16 protein-coding genes and 4 tRNA genes are annotated in these 16,763 nt (G+C 69.6%); 5 read left to right on the top strand and 15 right to left on the bottom strand.

Annotated elements, in window-relative coordinates; all coding sequences use genetic code 11:
* Position 1: 1 nt before the first annotated feature.
* The 8 genes from fahA to VMD91_13190 all read right to left on the bottom strand — a co-directional run bounded on the left by fahA (position 2) and on the right by VMD91_13190 (position 7,927).
* Positions 2–1,216, bottom strand: coding sequence for a fumarylacetoacetase (fahA, locus tag VMD91_13225; protein HTW85025.1), 1,215 nt, complete (start codon positions 1,214–1,216; stop codon positions 2–4).
* Positions 1,213–2,163 carry a hypothetical protein gene (locus VMD91_13220; GenBank protein HTW85024.1) on the bottom strand — a complete coding sequence of 317 codons (951 nt, stop codon included), beginning with the start codon at positions 2,161–2,163 and terminating at the stop codon, positions 1,213–1,215. The genes fahA and VMD91_13220 overlap by 4 nt, the downstream gene beginning before the upstream one ends.
* Before the next feature lie 62 nt (positions 2,164–2,225).
* Positions 2,226–2,300: transfer RNA gene (locus tag VMD91_13215), tRNA-Thr, on the bottom strand.
* Positions 2,291–2,779, bottom strand: a complete 489-nt coding sequence (locus tag VMD91_13210; GenBank protein ID HTW85023.1) for a group I intron-associated PD-(D/E)XK endonuclease — start codon at positions 2,777–2,779, stop codon at positions 2,291–2,293. The genes VMD91_13215 and VMD91_13210 overlap by 10 nt, the downstream gene beginning before the upstream one ends.
* Before the next feature lie 58 nt (positions 2,780–2,837).
* The gene (rraA, locus tag VMD91_13205) at positions 2,838–3,323 is read right to left on the bottom strand and encodes a ribonuclease E activity regulator RraA (GenBank protein HTW85022.1); all 486 of its coding nucleotides are present in this window, start codon (positions 3,321–3,323) and stop codon (positions 2,838–2,840) included.
* A 32-nt stretch (positions 3,324–3,355) separates the two neighbouring features.
* Positions 3,356–5,965 carry an EAL domain-containing protein gene (locus VMD91_13200; GenBank protein HTW85021.1) on the bottom strand — a complete coding sequence of 870 codons (2,610 nt, stop codon included), beginning with the start codon at positions 5,963–5,965 and terminating at the stop codon, positions 3,356–3,358.
* 16 nt (positions 5,966–5,981) lie between these two features.
* Positions 5,982–6,425: a response regulator gene (locus VMD91_13195; GenBank protein ID HTW85020.1), complete on the bottom strand. Its 444-nt coding sequence runs from the start codon at positions 6,423–6,425 to the stop codon at positions 5,982–5,984.
* On the bottom strand, positions 6,422–7,927 hold the full coding sequence (locus VMD91_13190; protein ID HTW85019.1) for a PAS domain S-box protein: 1,506 nt from the start codon (positions 7,925–7,927) through the stop codon (positions 6,422–6,424). The genes VMD91_13195 and VMD91_13190 overlap by 4 nt, the downstream gene beginning before the upstream one ends.
* Positions 7,928–8,203: 276 nt before the next feature.
* Here VMD91_13190 and VMD91_13185 point away from each other — a divergent pair, with 276 nt between their 5' ends.
* Both VMD91_13185 and VMD91_13180 read left to right on the top strand, forming a co-directional pair.
* Entirely contained in the window at positions 8,204–9,421 is a 1,218-nt protein-coding gene (locus VMD91_13185) for a diguanylate cyclase (protein HTW85018.1), read from the top strand.
* A 38-nt stretch (positions 9,422–9,459) separates the two neighbouring features.
* Positions 9,460–10,320: an amidohydrolase family protein gene (locus VMD91_13180; protein HTW85017.1), complete on the top strand. Its 861-nt coding sequence runs from the start codon at positions 9,460–9,462 to the stop codon at positions 10,318–10,320.
* Between the two features lie 24 nt (positions 10,321–10,344).
* Here the strand turns inward: VMD91_13180 and VMD91_13175 are convergent, their stop codons facing one another.
* The 3 genes from VMD91_13175 to VMD91_13165 form a co-directional block, all read right to left on the bottom strand.
* A complete protein-coding gene (locus VMD91_13175; protein ID HTW85016.1) occupies positions 10,345–11,532 on the bottom strand; it encodes a YXWGXW repeat-containing protein in 1,188 nt (395 codons plus the stop codon).
* Positions 11,533–11,600: 68 nt separating this feature from the next.
* Positions 11,601–11,674 (bottom strand) — tRNA-Gly (locus tag VMD91_13170).
* A 60-nt stretch (positions 11,675–11,734) separates the two neighbouring features.
* Positions 11,735–11,819: transfer RNA gene (locus VMD91_13165), tRNA-Tyr, on the bottom strand.
* A gap of 96 nt (positions 11,820–11,915) precedes the next feature.
* On the opposite strand from VMD91_13165, the gene VMD91_13160 reads away from it, so the two are divergent.
* Positions 11,916–11,999, top strand: a tRNA-Thr gene (locus VMD91_13160).
* A gap of 12 nt (positions 12,000–12,011) precedes the next feature.
* Here VMD91_13160 and VMD91_13155 read toward each other — a convergent pair.
* On the bottom strand, positions 12,012–12,656 hold the full coding sequence (locus VMD91_13155) for a malonic semialdehyde reductase (protein HTW85015.1): 645 nt from the start codon (positions 12,654–12,656) through the stop codon (positions 12,012–12,014).
* Between the two features lie 105 nt (positions 12,657–12,761).
* Between VMD91_13155 and VMD91_13150 the strand changes: the two genes are divergently transcribed.
* Positions 12,762–13,325: a TetR/AcrR family transcriptional regulator gene (locus VMD91_13150; protein HTW85014.1), complete on the top strand. Its 564-nt coding sequence runs from the start codon at positions 12,762–12,764 to the stop codon at positions 13,323–13,325.
* Entirely contained in the window at positions 13,322–13,690 is a 369-nt protein-coding gene (locus VMD91_13145; GenBank protein HTW85013.1) for a hypothetical protein, read from the top strand. The genes VMD91_13150 and VMD91_13145 overlap by 4 nt, the downstream gene beginning before the upstream one ends.
* A 77-nt stretch (positions 13,691–13,767) precedes the next feature.
* On the opposite strand, the gene sigH is transcribed toward VMD91_13145, so the two are convergent.
* From sigH to cysS, 3 genes are all read right to left on the bottom strand, one after another.
* Positions 13,768–14,415: an RNA polymerase sporulation sigma factor SigH gene (gene sigH, locus VMD91_13140; GenBank protein HTW85012.1), complete on the bottom strand. Its 648-nt coding sequence runs from the start codon at positions 14,413–14,415 to the stop codon at positions 13,768–13,770.
* 121 nt (positions 14,416–14,536) lie between these two features.
* Positions 14,537–15,358, bottom strand: coding sequence for a 23S rRNA (guanosine(2251)-2'-O)-methyltransferase RlmB (gene rlmB / locus VMD91_13135; protein HTW85011.1), 822 nt, complete (start codon positions 15,356–15,358; stop codon positions 14,537–14,539).
* Positions 15,337–16,758 carry a cysteine--tRNA ligase gene (gene cysS / locus VMD91_13130; protein ID HTW85010.1) on the bottom strand — a complete coding sequence of 474 codons (1,422 nt, stop codon included), beginning with the start codon at positions 16,756–16,758 and terminating at the stop codon, positions 15,337–15,339. Before cysS ends, rlmB begins: the two co-directional genes overlap by 22 nt.
* Positions 16,759–16,763: the final 5 nt, after the last annotated feature.

Here is a 16,763-nt window from a genome sequence, read left to right as displayed (position 1 = left end):
CTCAGCCGACGATCGTGCCGACGACCTCGCCGAAACCCACCCGCGCCGCCCCGTTCGTCGCGCGCCCGCGAATGATGACGGTGTCGCCGGCCTCGAGGAATCCGCGCGTCTCGCGCCCCGGAAGCGCGAGCGGCCGTGCGCCCCGGTGCGTCAGTTCGAGCAGCGACCCTTCGGAGCCCGGCGTCGGCCCGGAGATCGTTCCGGTGCCGAACAGATCGCCGGGCCTGATCGTCGCGCCGTTGGACGTGACGTGCGCGAGCTGCTGCGCGACCGTCCAATACATGCCGCGCAGGTTGGTGCGCGAGATCGTCAGCGGCGGGTGCGCGTGCTCGCGCATACGCGGCGTGACCAGCAGCATCTCCAGCTCGACGTCGTACGCCCACGGCAGGTTCGCGCGCAGATACGGCAACGGCTCGGGATCGCGCGCGCGCTCCGCGACCCGGAACGGTTCGAGCGCGTCGAGGGTGACGATCCACGGCGAGATCGACGTCCCGAACGACTTCCCCAGGAACGGTCCGAGCGGCTGATACTCCCAGCCTTGGATGTCCCGTGCGCTCCAGTCGTTGAGCAACACGTAGCCGAAGACGTGCGGGCGCACGGCGTTGGCGCCGATCGGCACGCCCAAGTCGTTCCCGGGTCCGGCGATCCAGGCCATCTCCAGCTCGACGTCGAGCTGTTGCGTCGGCCCGAAGACCGGCGCGTCGGCACCGGTCGGCTTGCGCTGGCCGTGCGGACGCCGAATCGACGTCCCGCTCAGCACCACGGTGCCCGAACGCCCGTGGTAGCCGATCGGGATGTGCCGGTAGTTCGGCAACAGCGGTGTCCCGGGCCGCAAGATCTCGCCGACGTTGGTGGCGTGCTCGATCGAGGAGTAGAAGTCGACGTAGTCGCCGATCGCGACCGGCAGGCACTCGCGCACCGCGTCGCGCGGATGCGACGCGCGGGCGACGGCGGCGCGCTCGTGGCCTGCCGCGGCGGGTCCCAGCAGCTGCTGTAAGCGCGCGCGGACCGCGGACCAGACGCTGTGGCCGCGGCCGAGGAACGCGTTGAGCGTGCTCGCACCGCGCAGGCTCTCTTCGTCGAGCACGTTCGCGCCGACCAGCGCGTCGAGGTCGACGACGCGATCTTCGAACGCGACCGCCGGGAAGACGCGGTCGTCGTATTCGACGACGCCGAAGGGAAGGTTGTCCAGGCCGTAATCGGCGGGATCGATCACGCCAGCAGGCCGAGCTCGCGCAGGCCGTTCACCGGTTCGTCGAAGCTGCAGCTGCCGAACGCGACGCACTGCGCGCGCGCGGCCGCGACCGCCTCCGCCTCGACGCGCGCGTCGCGCCAGCCGACGTGCAGCGGATCGACTTGGAACGCGCGCGCATCTTCTTCCGCCAGCACGTCGACCACGGCGCTCGGCTCGATCGCGCCCGCGTGCAGCAGCACGCCGGCCAGGAAGACGTTGAGGAAGCCGTGCGCCGTCTCCGTCTCGCCGTGACGGCCGCGGACCGGATGGTGCAGCCCCGCCGTCGCCTTCCACGGCACCCCGTGCGCCTGCGCGGCGATCAGGAACGCGGCGACGTCGTCGACCTCCGGCAGCGCGGCCGGCGTCGGACCGCCGCAGCGCAGCTTGGCACCGACGGTGACGTTGGCGGGCGCGCTCTCGCGCGCAGCGGCGAGCGCCGCCAGCGCGGTCTCCGGCGGCGTGACCCAGCCGGCGTTGAAGGTCGGTTCGTACCAGAACGGGACCGGATCGCTCGGCCACCCGATCGCGACCTCGCCCACCGCGGCGCCCAGCGCGCCCGCGTCGAGGGCCGGTCCGGGAATGCGGACCTCGAGCGCCGAGACCGTCACGCCCGGCAGCGCGCGGACGCGCTCGGTGCGATGCAGGTCGGCGCGGATCGTGTTGCCCTTGGCGCCTTGCGTCGCGGCGTCGAGCACGATCGCCAGGTCGAGCGGCGCGTCCCCGATGCGCGTCCTCGCCAGCTCGTCCAGCCGTGAGGCCGGGGCCACGAAGCGGCCGCCGACCCACGCGTAGGCGCTCTCGTTGTGGCGAGCGTGCGCCCGCAGGGCTTCGCGCATGGGCAGGCGAGCGGGCGGAAAGAGTCCGGCGTCATCGATCAGGTGCTCGAGGAGCGCGCGCTTGGCGCTGTCCGTGGAAACCGTAGCTGGCATAGCGTCGGACAGCTACTCAAGAAAGCGACAAGACCCTCCGCGCCGGGAAGGTCTTGCGAGACTGGAGCTGCCGGTGGGGATTGAACCCACGGCCTCGTCCTTACCAAGGACGTGCTCTACCACTGAGCTACGGCAGCTCGAACCGGGACGCCCATCGGATCCCCTTCACCATGTTGTTTCGGGCGGGCGACACGCGAAGGTGAGCCGCCGTGGCGACGAACTCCTGCTCGGGCAGGAGGTACACCTTTCTCGTCTGCGGGCAGTAGACCGCTAGGTAGTCGATTTCACCGAAATATGGCCGCTGCACGCCGTTTCGATGCGCGTGCGAACTCGAGCAACTGTACGCGATCACTGCGCCGCGCAAGCGCCCCGTCTTTACCTGCACGCGATACAGACGTTGCCCGTCGTCGATCACGAGATCGTACCGTTGGTTTTCACCGAACGGCCGCGACACGACGTAGCCGGCTTCCATGAGCGCCGTCAGCACGCGCGCCTCGGAGATATCGCCGACGCTCTTGGTATCACGCTTCCGTTTTGCCGAAGCATCCGGGCGCGCGCGCGCCGGCTCATCGGCAAAGAGCTGCGGCGCGTCGAGCAGTGAAACGACCTCTCCCATACACGGAGCGTAGCGACTTCATGTGCCTGCTGGTTGGCACATCGATCGCGTCGCTGCGCTATTCGGCTTCGAGCGGCGTCGCGCTGACGAGGATGCCGTCTTCGTCGCTGTAGAGCCACGCGCCGGGCGTGAAGGTTACGCCGCCGAACGCGACCGGCACGTCGACCTCGCCCACGCGCGCCTTGGCGCTCTTCATCGGGTTCGAACCGAGTGCTTTGAGCCCGAAATCGAGCTTCGCCAACGCGACGACGTCGCGAATCGCGCCGTTGATGACGATGCCGTTCCAGCCGTTTTCCAGCGCGAGCCCCGCGATGACGTCACCGACGAGCGCGCGCCCCAGCGAACCACCGCCGTCGACGACGAGCACGCCGCCGTTACCCGGCGTCGAGAGCACCTCTTTGAGCAGCGCGTTGTCCTCGAAGGTGCGCACGGTGCGGATCGCGCCCGCGAACGCGGGGCGGGCGCCGTAGGAGCGGAGTTGCAGCGCGCAGCTCTGGAGCCGTTCCTGGTGCGCGTCGACGAGATCGGCGGTCGCAAACGTCATGTGCCCGCCTACCCGATCGAAACTGCCGGCTCCTACGGCCAGCTCGTCAGCCACCGCTCGAGGGCTTCGGCCGGCATCGGCCGCGCGGCCAGAAATCCTTGCATCTCCTCACAGCGCAGCAAGCGCAGCAGCTTCGCCTCTTCCTCCGTCTCGACGCCTTCCGCGACGACACCCAGACCCAGGTCGCGCCCGAGCGAGATCATCGTCGAGACGATGCTGACCATGTTCGCGTCGGCCGTCATCCCGCTCACGAAGCTGCGGTCGATCTTGAAACTGGTGATCGGCAGACGGAACACGTAGGCCAGCGACGAGTAGCCGGTCCCGAAGTCGTCGATCGCGATGCCGACGCCCAGCTCGCGAATCGCGCCGAGGACCGCGATCGCCTCGCCGATGTTGCCCATCACGCCGCTCTCGGTCACCTCGAGGTCGATGCCGGCCGAGCCGCTCTTCGCGATCGCGCACCGCACGTCGTCGAGCACGGTTCCGGCACGAATCTGCTCGACCGAGACGTTGACCGCGACCCGCGGTGCGCGCAGTCCCGCGCGGCTCCACGCCGCGTGCTGCCGCGCGGCCTCCGCGATCGCCCAGCGTCCGACCTCGACGATCAACCCCGTTTCCTCGAGGATGGGGATGAACTCGGCCGGCGACACGAGGCCCTCGCGCTGCGGGTCGCGCCAGCGCAGCAGCGCTTCGACGCCGGTGACGCCGCGGTCCGCGAGCCGTACCTTCGGCTGGTAGTGCAGCTCGAACTCGTTGGCGTCGACGGCGCGGCGCAGACGCGCCTCGAGGTCGAAACGGTACCGCAGGCGTGCGTCGAGCTCCGGCGCGTAGAAGCGGTGCGCCACTTCCGCGGCACGCGCGCTCTGCAACGCCGCCTCCGCGTGTTGCACCAGCTCTTCCGCTTCGGCCCCGTCTTCCGGATACACCGAGCACCCGGCGCGCGCGGTGACGCGGAGGTCCCGCCCGCCGACCAGAAACGGTTCCGCGAACAGCTCGACGCCCTGCGGGCTCAGCGCGTTCGCGACGTCCTCGACGGCCTGCGGCCCCGGATAGATGACGACGAACCGGTCGCCGGCCAAACGCGCGGCGCGCGTGGGGCCGACCCGTTCGCGTAAGCGCTGCGCGACGTCGCGCAGGAGCGTGTCGCCGGCGGTATCGCCGAGCGTCGTGTTCACGTTGGCGAACTGGTACAGATCGAAGACGAGCACGCCGAGCCGGTCGCCGGCGCGACGCGCCGCGACGATCTCCCGTTCCAAGAGGCGCAACGCGAGGGCGCGGTTGGGAAGGTCGGTGACCGGGTCGTAGTTCGCGAGATAGTCGAGGTGGCCACGCTTCGCGGCCAGCTCCAAGGCGAACCCGAGATTGTTCGCCAGGCCCGTGACCAGCTCGACCTCCTCGGTGTTGAAGAAGTCGCGCTCGGCGGCCCCCAGGATCAGCAGCCCCGAGCGGCTCGCATCGATCCGAAACGGAAAGCTTCCGAACGCGCGCACGCCGGACGCGAGCAGCGCCGGCGCTTCGGCGTTGATCGTGTTCGGATCGGTCAGGTCGTTCGCCACCGCCGCCGCACCGGCGCGCAGCGAAGCCGCGATGACGCTGCGCGCCCCCTTCGGATCGGCGAGCGCTTCACGCACGCGGAACAGGACGCGGTCGTACTCGTAGCCGCCGGAGGAAGCCTCCAGCGTCGGCCCCGCCTCGGCATCGCCGACCGTGATGACGGCGGCCAGCGGGAACCCCCCGACGTCGGACGCGATCCGGCACGCCTCGCGGCAGAGCGACGCCGGCTCGGCGGTGCGCACGATCGCGGAGTTCACGGCCGCTTGGAGGTCGCGCACGCGGCTGACGCGCAGCAGGTGCTGGGCCGCCTGCACGCGCTCGGTCACGTCGGCGGCGATGGTGTCGACGCGAATCGCGCGCCCGCTCTCGTCGCGCGCGACCTTCGAACGTTGGTCGACCCACCGGACGGCGCCGTCCGGATGCACGGCACGGTACTCGACGGCGGCCGCGCCGAGGCGCATCAGTTCCTCGCGCGCCACGGCGAATCGTTCCCAGTCGTCCGCATGGACGATCTCGCGCCAGATCTCCTCGCCGTGCCAGAAGTCCTCCAACGGTCGGCCGTAGACGCGCGCGGTCGCCGCGTTGAGGTAGTGATACCGCTCCTCAAGCAGCGAATACGATCGGAGCGCGCTGTCGACGTTTTCGAGCAGTGCCGACATCCGCTCGCGCTCCGCCGCGAGCTGCGCCTCGGCGACCTCACGCCGCGCGCGCTCGCGCGCTTCGTCGATCGCGCGCGTGACCGCGTCGGGCAGGCGGAAGAGATTGTGCTTGAGGACGTAGTCGACCGCGCCTTCACGCACCGCCCGGACGGCCTTCTCTTCGCTGATCGTTCCCGACACGAAGATGAGCGGCGTGCGCGGGACGACCTCGCGGGCGATGTGCAGCGCCGCCAAGCCGCTGAAGCCGGGAAACGAGAAGTCGCACAGGATGACGTCGGGCGCGAAGCCGGTCAGCCCGCGGCGGAAGGCCGCTTCGTCGGGTGCGACGAGGCCCTCGACCTCCATGCCGGAGCGGCGCAGCTCCCGCAGCGCGAGCTCCGCGTCGAGCGCGTTGTCGTCCGCCACGAGGATGCGAACCGGGCTGGTCACCATGCGTCCCCGCCCGTCAACCCTCGGGGACCCGGTTGAGCGCGAGCCAATAGGTGCACAACGTTCGGATCGCCCGCGTCAGCTCGAATCCGTCGACCGGCTTGACGACGAAGCTGTTGACGCCCAGCGCGTAGCTCTCGACGACGTCGCGCTCCTCACCCGAGGAGGTGATCATCACGATCGGCACCACGAAATCGGCGTCCGCCTTGAGGGCCCGCAAGACGTCCAGGCCGTCGACCTTCGGCATCTTCAAGTCCAGCAGCACCAGCCGCGGGCGCTGACGCGGGTCGCGTCCCGCGTGCTCGCCGCGACAGCGCAGGAAATCGAGAGCCTGAATGCCGTCGCGCACCCAGTGTACGCCGCGCACGAGCTCGCTCTGGCGAATCGCGCGGATCAGCAGCTCGGCATCGTACGGATTGTCCTCCGCGAGCAGCACGTCGACGCTCGGAGCGTCCGTCACGCGGGCTGTACCGGAAGCGCGAACGAGAACTGCGCGCCCTTGTCGACCTCGCCCACGCCCCAGACCCGTCCTTCGTGGCGAACGACGATTCGGCTGACGGTGGCCAAGCCCACGCCGGTTCCCGAGAACTCGTCGTCGTGGTGCAGCCGCTGAAAGACGCCGAACAGCTTGTCGGCATACGTCATGTCGAAGCCGACGCCGTTGTCCTCCACGCAATAGATGCTCTCGCCGTCCGACAGCACGCCGGCGATGCGGACGCACGGCGCGGCGCGCGTCGCCGAGTACTTGAACGCGTTGGCGATCAGGTTCTCCCACACTTGGCGCAGCAAACGGACGTCGCCCCAGGCCGGGGGGAGCTCCTCGATGGAGACCGTGGCGCGATAGTCGTCTTTGAGGCGCTCGGCGACGTCGCGCGCGAGCGCGGTCATGTCGACGACGTCGACCCGGAGCGGCTCGCGTCCGAGGCGCGAGAACTCGAGCAGGTCGTCGATGAGCCGCCCCATGCGCGCGGCTTCACCGCGAATCACCGCCAGGAGGCGGCGACCCTCGTCGTCGAGCAGCGCGCCGCAATCCTCCTCCAGGGCGCCGGCGAAGCCGGAGATCGCGCGGATCGGGGCCCGCAGATCGTGCGAGACCGAGTAACTGAAGCTCTCCAACTCCTGATTGAGTGCCGCCAGCTGCTCGTTGTGCTGCTGCATGCCGGCGTTGAGGATGCGCAGCCGCTCGGCTCGCCGGCGCTCGGTGATGTCGATGATCGAGGCAATGACGAACTGCCCCTCGGGCGTTGTCAACGGGTTGAGCCCGATCTCGATCGGGACCTCGCTGCCGTCTTTGCGCAAGCCGAACAGATCGCGTTCCGCGCCCATCGGCCGCCGCGTCGCGTCTCCGGCGAACGCCGCTCGCACGCCGGGGTGACCGCCGCGGAAGCGTTCCGGGACCAACGTTTCGATCGAGCGGCCCAGCAGCTCGTCGCGCGCGTACCCGAACAGCGCCTCGGCTTCGCTGTTGACCAGCGCGATGGCACCGGCGCTGTCGACCATCACCATCGCGTTGGCGGCCTCGATGATCAGCCGCTGATGCTCCTGCGCGCGCTGACGCTCGGTCAGATCGACGATCGCCGCCAGGACGAAGGTGCCCTCGGCGACCTCGATCGGGGTGAGGCCGATCTCGATCGGAACTTCGGTCCCGTCGCGGCGCAGCCCGTACAGGTCACGGCCGGCGCCCATCGGACGCGCCGACGGCGAATGGTAGAACGAGGCGCGCAGCGAGGGATGGCGCTCGCGAAAGCGCGCCGGCAGGAGCGCATCGACCGGGATCGCGCGCAGCTCGGCGAGCCCGTAGCCGAACAGCGTGGCTGCGTGCGCGTTGGCCGCCAGCAGCGTGCCGTGGACGTCGACCACGACCGATGCCGTCGGCGCCGCGTCGACGACGAGCTGTAGTACGTCGGGCCCGATCGGCCGCGCCGGCGCCGGGCGATCGATACCGTTGGTTGCGTCACCCATGCCCGCCCCTCGTCCGGTAGGCTAGCACTCTCTTGGCCGCCTGTAGCCGATTCCTGCTACCGGACCGAACCTGAACAAATCGGGGGGCCGAACAGTTTGTATTGCCGAGCACCACAACCGAGGACCGGCGGTCCGGCAGCGTGAACAACGCGCGCGAGCTTGGCGTCTCGCTGTGCGGGTGGGCGCATCCGCGCCAGCCTCGAGGCCGCCACGGAATCGCACGCATCGCAGATGCCCAGCGTCGCCAGTTCGCTTCAGCTCGACGATCTCGTCGCGATGCTTCGCTATGCGCCCGACGCCATCGCGCTGCTCGACAGTCCGCCCGCCGACGACCTCGAAGCGCGCCGTTTCCTGTTCGTCAACGACGCCTTCGAGCGTCTCTACCAGTGCGCGCACGACGAGGTCGTCGGACTGCACCCGTGGGACTTCTTCCGTCACAACGCCAGGCGCGAAGGGTACCTTGCGGCGATGGCGCAGCTCGAGCGCGGCGAGCCGTTCAGCCACACGCGGCGCCTGCCGCGTCCCGACGGCAGCAGCGTCTGGATCGAGGTCAACTTTCGACCGTTGCCGCCGCTCGATGCGCCGCGTTGCCGCTGGATGTTCATCTCGCGCGACATCAGCGCGGCGCGCGCGCTGCAGGTGCAGAACCAGCGCCTGATCGCCGCCCTCGAACGCGCGTCCGAGCCGATCGTGATCGCGGCCGTCCACGAGCGGTCCTTCTCGTACGAGTTCGTCAACGATGCGTTCGTGAAGCTGACCGGCTACGACCGGTCCGAGCTGCAGTACACCATCGTGGATCTCGTCTACGATCCGGCCGAGCTCGACAAGCTCAACGAGGCGCGCCAGCTGCTCTTGCGCGGCGAGCCGGTGCAGTCCGAGTTCCGCATGCGGCGCGCCAACGGGACGCCGATCCATCTGGAGTACACCTCGATCCCGGTCGTCGACGAGGTCACCAAGAAGGTGACGACCGTGGTCGCGACCTTCCGCGACATCACCGAGAGCGCAACCGTGCGGCGGCGCCTCGAGCACGAGGCGAGTCACGACACGCTGACCGGACTGTTCAACCGCCGCTATATGGAACGGCGGCTCGGGGACGCGGCCGAATGGTCGACCTACGTCTCCGGCCAGTCGCTGCTGTTCATCGACCTCGACCACTTCAAGCAGGTCAACGACGACTTCGGCCACGACGTGGGCGACCGTGTGCTGCACGACGTCGCCCGCGCGCTGCAGAGCTGCGTGGCCGAAGCGGACGTACTCGGCCGCTGGGGCGGCGATGAGTTCCTAGCGATCCTGCAATGTACGACGTCGGTCGCCGAACGGGTCGCGGTGCGCATGATCGAGGCACTGGCGGGCTCGCGCTACGCGAAGATGGTCGGCTGCAGCATCGGCGTCGCGCGCCTCGACCCGCACGCCGACGTCGTCGCGCTCGCCGACGAGGCCGCCTACGAGGCCAAGCGCGCCGGCGGTAACTCCTTCCGCACCGCGCAGCAATAGCGCGGAGGCGCCGCGCCCCCGAATCCGAAGAGCGCGCCATGCAGCACCCCGGCATCGACCTCGACGCGCTGGTCGCGATCGACGTGCACGTCCACGCGCACGTGCACGAAGAGCCGAACGAGGTCGCGCGCGCGGCGTCCCGCTATTTCGGCCACGCGGAGGAGACGCCGACCGATCTCGACGCGCTGGCCGAGTATTACCGCACCCGTAAGATCGCCGCGGTCGTGTTCGCGATGGACGAGCGGCTCTCGGGCCGCGCAATGGTACCGAACGACGCCGTGCTGGCGGCAGCGGCACGCAATTCGGACATCCTGGTCCCGTTCGCCAGCGTCGACCCCATGCGCGGTCCCGCCGCCCTGACCGAGGTCGACCGGCTGATCGACGCGGGCGCGCGCGGCTTCAAGCTGCACCCGCCGCTGCAAGGCTTCTTCGCCAACGATCCCGCCGTGTATCCGTTCTACGAGCGGCTCGAAGCCGCGCGCCTGCCGGTGCTCGTGCACACCGGGCACAGCGGAATCGGCACCGGCGTGCGCGGCGGGGCGGGCGTGCGCCTCAAGTACGGCAACCCGCTGCCGCTCGACGACGTCGCGGTCGACTTTCCCGACCTGCCGATCATCATGGCCCACCCGTCGTTTCCGTGGCAGGACGAAGCGATCTCGGTCTGCATGCACAAGCCGAACGTCTACATCGACCTCTCCGGCTGGTCGCCGAAGTACTTCTCGCCCACGCTGGTGCAGTACGCGCAGACGCGCTTGCGCGAGAAGGTGCTGTTCGGCTCGGACTATCCGCTGCTCACGCCGGACCGCTGGCTGCGCGACTTCGCCGCGCTGCCGTTCCGCGACGAGGTCCGCCCGCTGGTGCTCAAGGAGAACGCGGCGCGCTTGTTGCAGCTCGGCTGAGCCACAGCAAGCGCGCGTCCAGCGCTAGCCGTGCGGCGGGTGCTGCGGCTGCTGCTGTTGCGGATGAGCCGGCGCCGGATGCGCGGCCGGCGCATGCGGTGCCGCCGCCGGATGCTGCTGCATCGCCGGTCGCGCTTGCATCGCCGGATGCTGCTGCATCGCGGGTCGTGCTTGCATCGCCGGATGCTGCTGCATCGCCGGATGGTGCGCCGCCGGGGCCGGATGCGCTACCGGTCGCTGCGGCTGCGCGTGCATCGCCGGGTGCGCCGGAGCCGCGGCGTGTGCCGGTGCCGGGTGTGCCGCCGGACGCTGCGGTCGGGCGGCATGCGCCGGTGCCGCCGCGTGCGCCGGTGCCGCCGCGTGCGCCGGTGCGCCCATGTGGGCGGGCCGCGCGGGTGCCGCCGCCGCTCGCGCGGGGGCCGGTCGAACGGCGGTGTTGCGGACCGCGGCGCGGTCCTGTGCGGTGACCGGCGCGAATCCGGCGGGCCTGGCCGCCGGCGTGAACGGCCGCGCGGCACTCACCACCGGCGGTCGGCCGCCGTTGACGCGCGCCAGCAAACGCCGATCTTGCTGTGCGACCTGCACGTGCTGCTGTTGCTGCGGGGTCAACCCGGACCGCCGCTCGCGGTACGCGGCCAACTGCGCCGCCGAGGGCCGCGCGTGAACGCCGCCGGCGCCGCCGTTGTAGCTGACGATCGGCCCGCGCGGCTGCCCGACGATGCCCGCGCGGTTGACGTAGACGTGGCGAATGCCGCTCCCGACGTGCACGGCCGCCGTGTTGTAGAGCAGCACGCCGTTGGACCAGCGGCCGCCGACCCACCCGTTACCGTAGTAGCCGCCGCCGTAGTTGACGCCGCCGTAGAAGCCGACAGTCGGACCCCAATAGCCCGGATTCCAGACGTAGGCGTTGTTCTGCCAGCTCCAGTAGCCCGGCGTCCAATAGTAGTTCGGCTGCGGCGCCGGCACCCAGGTGCCGGGCACCCAGTAATAGCCGGCCGGGCCCCATGCCCAGTAGCCGGGAGACCAGACCCAGTTCTGTTGGGGGCACGGCGGCGGGACGTCCCACACCAGTGCCGGGGGCGGCGTTCCGACCTGAAACGAGACGTTCAGGTTGGCGTACACCTGCGCCGCGGCCGGGAGGCCGCAAGCGAGTCCGCAGGCCAGCGCGATGCCGGCTACGGAGAGGACACGAAGAAATCGTACGATTGCCACGCTTCCTTGGTTCCCGAAAACCTCCGAAAAACATCAAGAGTCCCGCCGGTGACGGGACTCTTGTGACGTGGAGCGGGCGGCGGGAATCGAACCCGCGACTCTTGCTTGGAAGGCAAGGGCATTACCATTATGCAACGCCCGCGCTCGAGCGCGATGACGAAGCGGCGGCGCACGTCCGCGGGGACGCGCGCCGCCGGTCATGTGGGCCGGGCTGGATTTGAACCAGCGTATCGCTTTCGCGAGCCGAATTTACAGTCCGGTGCCATTAACCACTCGACCACCGACCCACGGTGGGGACCCGCTCAGATACGCTCCCGGCGGGTCTCACTCCTACCCTCCGCGGCCAGGTTCCGTACCGCCGGGGCGCGGAAGCTACGCAGCGCGCCGACGTTCCCTAGCGGTCGATGGGACTGGTTTTGTAAACCAGTGACGCAAGTCCACCGTGGGTTCGAATCCCACCGTCGGCTCAGCGCTCGCCCTCAGACGATCGTCGCGATCTCGTCGAACTCCAGGCGCGGACTGCGCGCGAAGGTCTTGCCGTCGTCGGCGTACCCGAGGTTGACCAGCCACAGCGACTTGCTGCGGCCGTCGGGGAAGAACGTCGCGTCGACCTGCGCGCGATCGAAGCCGCCCATCGGTCCGACGTCGAGCCCCAGCGAGCGCGCGGCCAGCATGAAGTACGCGCCCTGCAGCGTCGCGTTCAGCGTCGCCTGCTGCTCCACCAGCGCGGCCTTGTCGTCGCCTTCGTACATGGCCTTCATCTGCGGCGCGTGCGGGAAGAGCCGCGGCAGGTGCTCGTAGAAGCGGTGGTCGGCCGCGACGATCGCGGTCACCGGCGCGCTCTTCGTCTTCTCGACGTTGCCGGGCGCAAGCGCCGGGAGCAGCCGCTGCTTGGCCTCGGGGCTCTCGACGAACACCAGCCGCATCGGCTGGGCGTTGGCACCGGTCGGACCGTGCTTGGCCAACTCGACGGCGCGCTCGAGCAGCGCCCGCGGGACGGGCACGTCGAGGAAGCCGTTGGCGGTGCGGGCGTCGAGGAACAGGCTGCGCAGCGCGTGCTCGTCGACGGTGCGGGCGCCCTTGCGGGCGATGAGCTCGTCGAGCTCGGGCAGGGTTGTGGTCACGGTGCTCTCCAAAGTCGGTTGGTCAGCTTTCGGCCGGCCCCGAAGCGGAGCCGTTCCTCCGCTTGAAACCACCCATCCGGACCGAAGGTTCCGCTTAAAGGACACATGCAGACCCGACCGCTCCGCGCCGACGCCGCTCGCAACCGCCATGCCCTGCTGGCGGCCGCCTGCGCTTGCTTCGCCCGCGGCGGCCGCGCCACGCAGATGGACGAGGTCGCGTCCGCCGCCGGGGTCGGCATCGGAACCCTGTACCGGCACTTCCCGACCAAGCTCGACCTGGTCGGGGCGATCCTGGCCGAGCAGCTGGGCTGCTTCGCCGCTCGCGCCCGCCAAGCGGACGGCGGGAGCGCCTGGGACCGGCTGACCGCGCTGCTGCGCGAGATGCTGCGCTCGCAGTCCGAGAACCGGTCGCTCTCGGAGATCTCGACCTGCGAGGTCGCCAAGACGCGGCCCGAGCTCGGCGAGCGCCGGCGCGAGCTGCACGACGCGCTCGACGCGCTGATGCGTGCGGCGGTCGACGAGGGCGCGCTGCGCGGCGACGTCGGCGTCGACGACGTGCTGTGCTTCGTCTTCAACGCACACCTGACCGAGCGTGACGACGCTTGGTGCCGTTACGCTGAGGTCGTCATCGACGGATTGCGCGCGCGCGGCGCGAAGAGCACGGCGTGAGCGATCCCATCGAAGTCAAACCGGCCTGGCAGCGTCACGGCGGCCTGGCGCTGGTCTGCGAGAAGTGTCTGAACGTGCGTTTCCCGGAAGACTTTCCCGAGCACGCCGGCGACGAGCGTTTGCGTTTGCGTGAATGGCTGAAAGACCGGCTGAAGGCCGACGGGCACTGGGGCCCGGTGCGCGCGACCGGCACCACCTGTCTGGACGTGTGCGCGGTCGGCCGCGTGACGATGCTGCTCGACCCGGTCGGACGCGGCGGCGAACAGCAGTGCCTGGTGTTCGATCCGCTCACCGACCGCGAGGAGATCTACCAGACGATCGTCGCGACGCTGGCGCCGCAGAAAGCCGAAAAGGCCTCGCCGTAACGCGAGGCCTCTCCGGAATCCGTCGAACTCCTCGATGGCGTCGGCTGACGGAATCAGCTACGCGCCACTACGTCCTTTCAAGGCAGCTCGATCTCGGCCAGGTTCTTCTCGATCTTCCGCTTGACGCGCTGCAGCGCGTTGTCGATCGACTTGACGTGGCGATTGAGGTCGCGCGCCATCTCCTGGTAGGACTTGCCTTCCAGGTATGAGAGCAGCACCTGCGACTCGAGGTCCGAGAGATTCTCTTGGATCCGCGCCTTGATGTCCTCGGAGACTTCCTGATTGATCACGAGCTCTTCGGGATCGGACGTCTTCTGCGAGGGCATCACGTCGAGCAGCGTGCGCTCGCTGTCCTCGTCGTAGATCGGCTTGTTCAGCGAGATGTACTGATTGAGCGGGATGTGCTTCTGCCGGGTCGCCGTCTTGATCGCGGTGATGATCTGACGGGTGATGCAGAGTTCCGCGAAGGCACGGAAGCTCGAGAGCTTGTCAGCCTTGAAATCGCGGACGGCCTTGTACAGGCCGATCATCCCTTCCTGAATGATGTCCTCTCGGTCCGCGCCGATGAGGAAATAGCTCTTGGCCTTGATCCGGACGAAGTTCTTGTACTTGTTGAGCAAGAACTCCATGGCGAGATTGTCGCCGGATTTCGCCGCTGAGACGAGGTCTTCGTCCGGCCGCTCGTGATAGTCGAGGGCCTCGGCGGCGGGCTGAGTGAGCGCCATGAAACCTACCTTGCCGGGGGAACATCGTGCCCGAAAACGCGGGCCGGGGCCCGTCCGGGCCGAGCACGACCGTTCTAGTATAGGAGGGTCCTGCTAGTGGGTCAAGGCGCTAGAAGGATGTTTATACCGGTCTTTCGCCTGCTCTGCCCCGCTGTCGAACCGCCTCGTAGAGCAAAACGCCGGCGGCAACCGAGGCGTTCAATGAGCCAATTTGGCCCAAGAGCGGGATCGCGATCAAGCCGTCGCACTCCCGTTTGACCAGGGGAGCGATCCCTTCGCCCTCGGCCCCGATGACGAGCGCCACGTCGGCCGTCAGGTCGACGTCGGTGTACGGCCGAGCGCCGGCCTCGCCGGCCGCCCCGTAGACCCAGACGCCGGCCTTCTTCAGCATTCGGACCGCTTGGGCGACGTTGGCGACCCGGGCCACCGGCACGTAGGCCGCGGCGCCGGCCGCCGCCTTGCGGACGGTCGGGTTCACGCCCGCGCTGCGCCGCTCGGGGAGCACCACGCCGCTGCCGCCCGCGCACTCGGTCGAGCGCACGATCGCGCCGACGTTGTGCGGGTCGGTGACGTGGTCGAGCACGACCAACAGCAGCGGCCCGGCGCGCGGCGCGGCCAAGATCTCTTCGAGCGACGAGTACGCGAACGGCTCGCCGAACGCGACCACGCCCTGATGCGCCTTGTACGGAAAGCTGGCGAAGAACGCGCGGCTCTCGTAGCGCACCGGCACGTTGCTCGTGCGCGCGCGCTCGAGCAGGTTGCGCAGCGCGGGATCGCGCTTGCGGTCGTCGCCGACGTGGATCGTGCGCAGCGATTCGCCGGCGGCCAGCGCTTCGTCGACCGCGTGCACGCCGTAGACGACGTCGTCGAGATCGACGCGCGGCGCGCGCCGCTGCTGCTGGTGCTGCGGCCGGCCGCCGCTCAGCCGACGGCGCGGGTCCACGTCGTCCCGTCCTTGCCGTCCTTGAGCACGATCCCTTCGGCCGCCAGCGCGTCGCGCAGGCGGTCGCCGAGCGCGAAATCCTTGTTCTTGCGCGCCGCCGCGCGCGCCGCGATCACCGCGGCCACCGCTTCCTCGGGCGACTCGCCGTTGAGCGAGATGGCATCGCCGAGCCGTGCGGTCAGCCGCGTGGCGAGATCGGTCGGCAGCGGCGCCGCGACGAGGGCGCGCACGGTGCGCTCGCGCAGCGCACCCAGACCGAGCACCTCGAGCGCCTCGTCCAGGAACGCGCGCCCGCCGCGCCCGGCGGTGACGACCTCGGCGAACAGCACGCCGACCGCGCCGGCGGTGTTCATGTCGTCGTCGAGCGCGGCGAAGAAGCGCTCGCGTGCGCCGGCGTCGTCGGCGTGCTCGGGCAGCGCGGCGCGCGCCGCGATCACCTTCTCGAGTGCCACGGTCGCGCCCGCGATCGAGTCCTCGGTGAAGTTCATCGGCTTGCGGTACCCGGTCTGCAGGAACAACAGGCGAATCGCGAGCGGGTCGTGGCGCTGCACGAGCGCCGAGAGCGGTTCGAAGTTGCCCAGCGACTTGGACATCTTGCGGCCGTCGAAATTCAGCAGGCCGCCGTGCACCCAGAAGTCGGCCATCGGCGGCGCCGGCATCAGCGCCTCGCTCTGCGCGACCTCGTTCTCGTGGTGCGGGAAGATCAAGTCGTAGCCGCCGCCGTGCAGGTCGAACGGTACGCCCAGCAGCGCGCGCGACATCGCGCTGCACTCGATGTGCCAGCCCGGCCGGCCGCCGCCCCACGGCGAGTCCCACTGCGGCTCGCCGGGCTTGGCGAACTTCCACAGCGCGAAGTCGAGCGGATCCCGCTTGTGCTCGTTCTCGGCGATGCGCGCGCCGACCAGCAGCTCGTCGGTGTTCTTTCCGCTCAGCGCACCATAGCGCGGAAAGGACGCGACCGCATAGTAGATGCCGTCCTCGACCACGTAGGCGTTGCCGTGCGCGATCAGCTCCTCGATCATGGCGATGATCTCGGGGACGTACGCCGTCGCGCGCGGCTCCTCGTCGGGCTCGCGCACGCCCAGCGCGCGCATCGAGGCCTTGAACGAGCCGAAGTAGCGCGCCACGACCTCACCGAAGGTGACGCCTTCGCGCTGCGCGGCCGCGATCGAACGGTCGTCGACGTCGGTGACGTTCTGGACGTAGGTTACCCGGTAACCGTTGCGCGGGTGCGCGAGATACCGCCGCAGCACGTCGAAGAACAGGAACGAGCGCGCATGCCCCAGGTGCGCCTCGGCCGAGGGCGTCAGGCCGCAGACGTAGATGCGGGCATGGTCGGGCGCCAGCGTTCGGAACGGTTCGACCGAACGCGTGCGCGTGTTGTAGAGCCGCAACGGCACGGGGG

The organism is Candidatus Sulfotelmatobacter sp. (assembly GCA_035504415.1).
Lineage (GTDB): Bacteria > Vulcanimicrobiota > Vulcanimicrobiia > Vulcanimicrobiales > Vulcanimicrobiaceae > Vulcanimicrobium.
This window is presented reverse-complemented; position numbering and strand designations above follow the sequence as displayed.

Excerpts from the sequence above, each read along its gene's own strand:
- VMD91_13220 (HTW85024.1), bottom strand. The coding sequence starts at position 2,163 with ATGCCAGCTACGGTTTCCACGGACAGCGCCAAGCGCGCGCTCCTCGAG.
- VMD91_13210 (HTW85023.1), bottom strand. The coding sequence starts at position 2,779 with ATGGGAGAGGTCGTTTCACTGCTCGACGCGCCGCAGCTCTTTGCCGAT.
- VMD91_13185 (HTW85018.1), top strand. The coding sequence starts at position 8,204 with ATGCTTCGCTATGCGCCCGACGCCATCGCGCTGCTCGACAGTCCGCCC.
- VMD91_13150 (HTW85014.1), top strand. The coding sequence starts at position 12,762 with ATGCAGACCCGACCGCTCCGCGCCGACGCCGCTCGCAACCGCCATGCC.
- VMD91_13190 (HTW85019.1), bottom strand. The coding sequence starts at position 7,927 with ATGGGTGACGCAACCAACGGTATCGATCGCCCGGCGCCGGCGCGGCCG.
- sigH (HTW85012.1), bottom strand. The coding sequence starts at position 14,415 with ATGGCGCTCACTCAGCCCGCCGCCGAGGCCCTCGACTATCACGAGCGG.
- VMD91_13180 (HTW85017.1), top strand. The coding sequence starts at position 9,460 with ATGCAGCACCCCGGCATCGACCTCGACGCGCTGGTCGCGATCGACGTG.
- rraA (HTW85022.1), bottom strand. The coding sequence starts at position 3,323 with ATGACGTTTGCGACCGCCGATCTCGTCGACGCGCACCAGGAACGGCTC.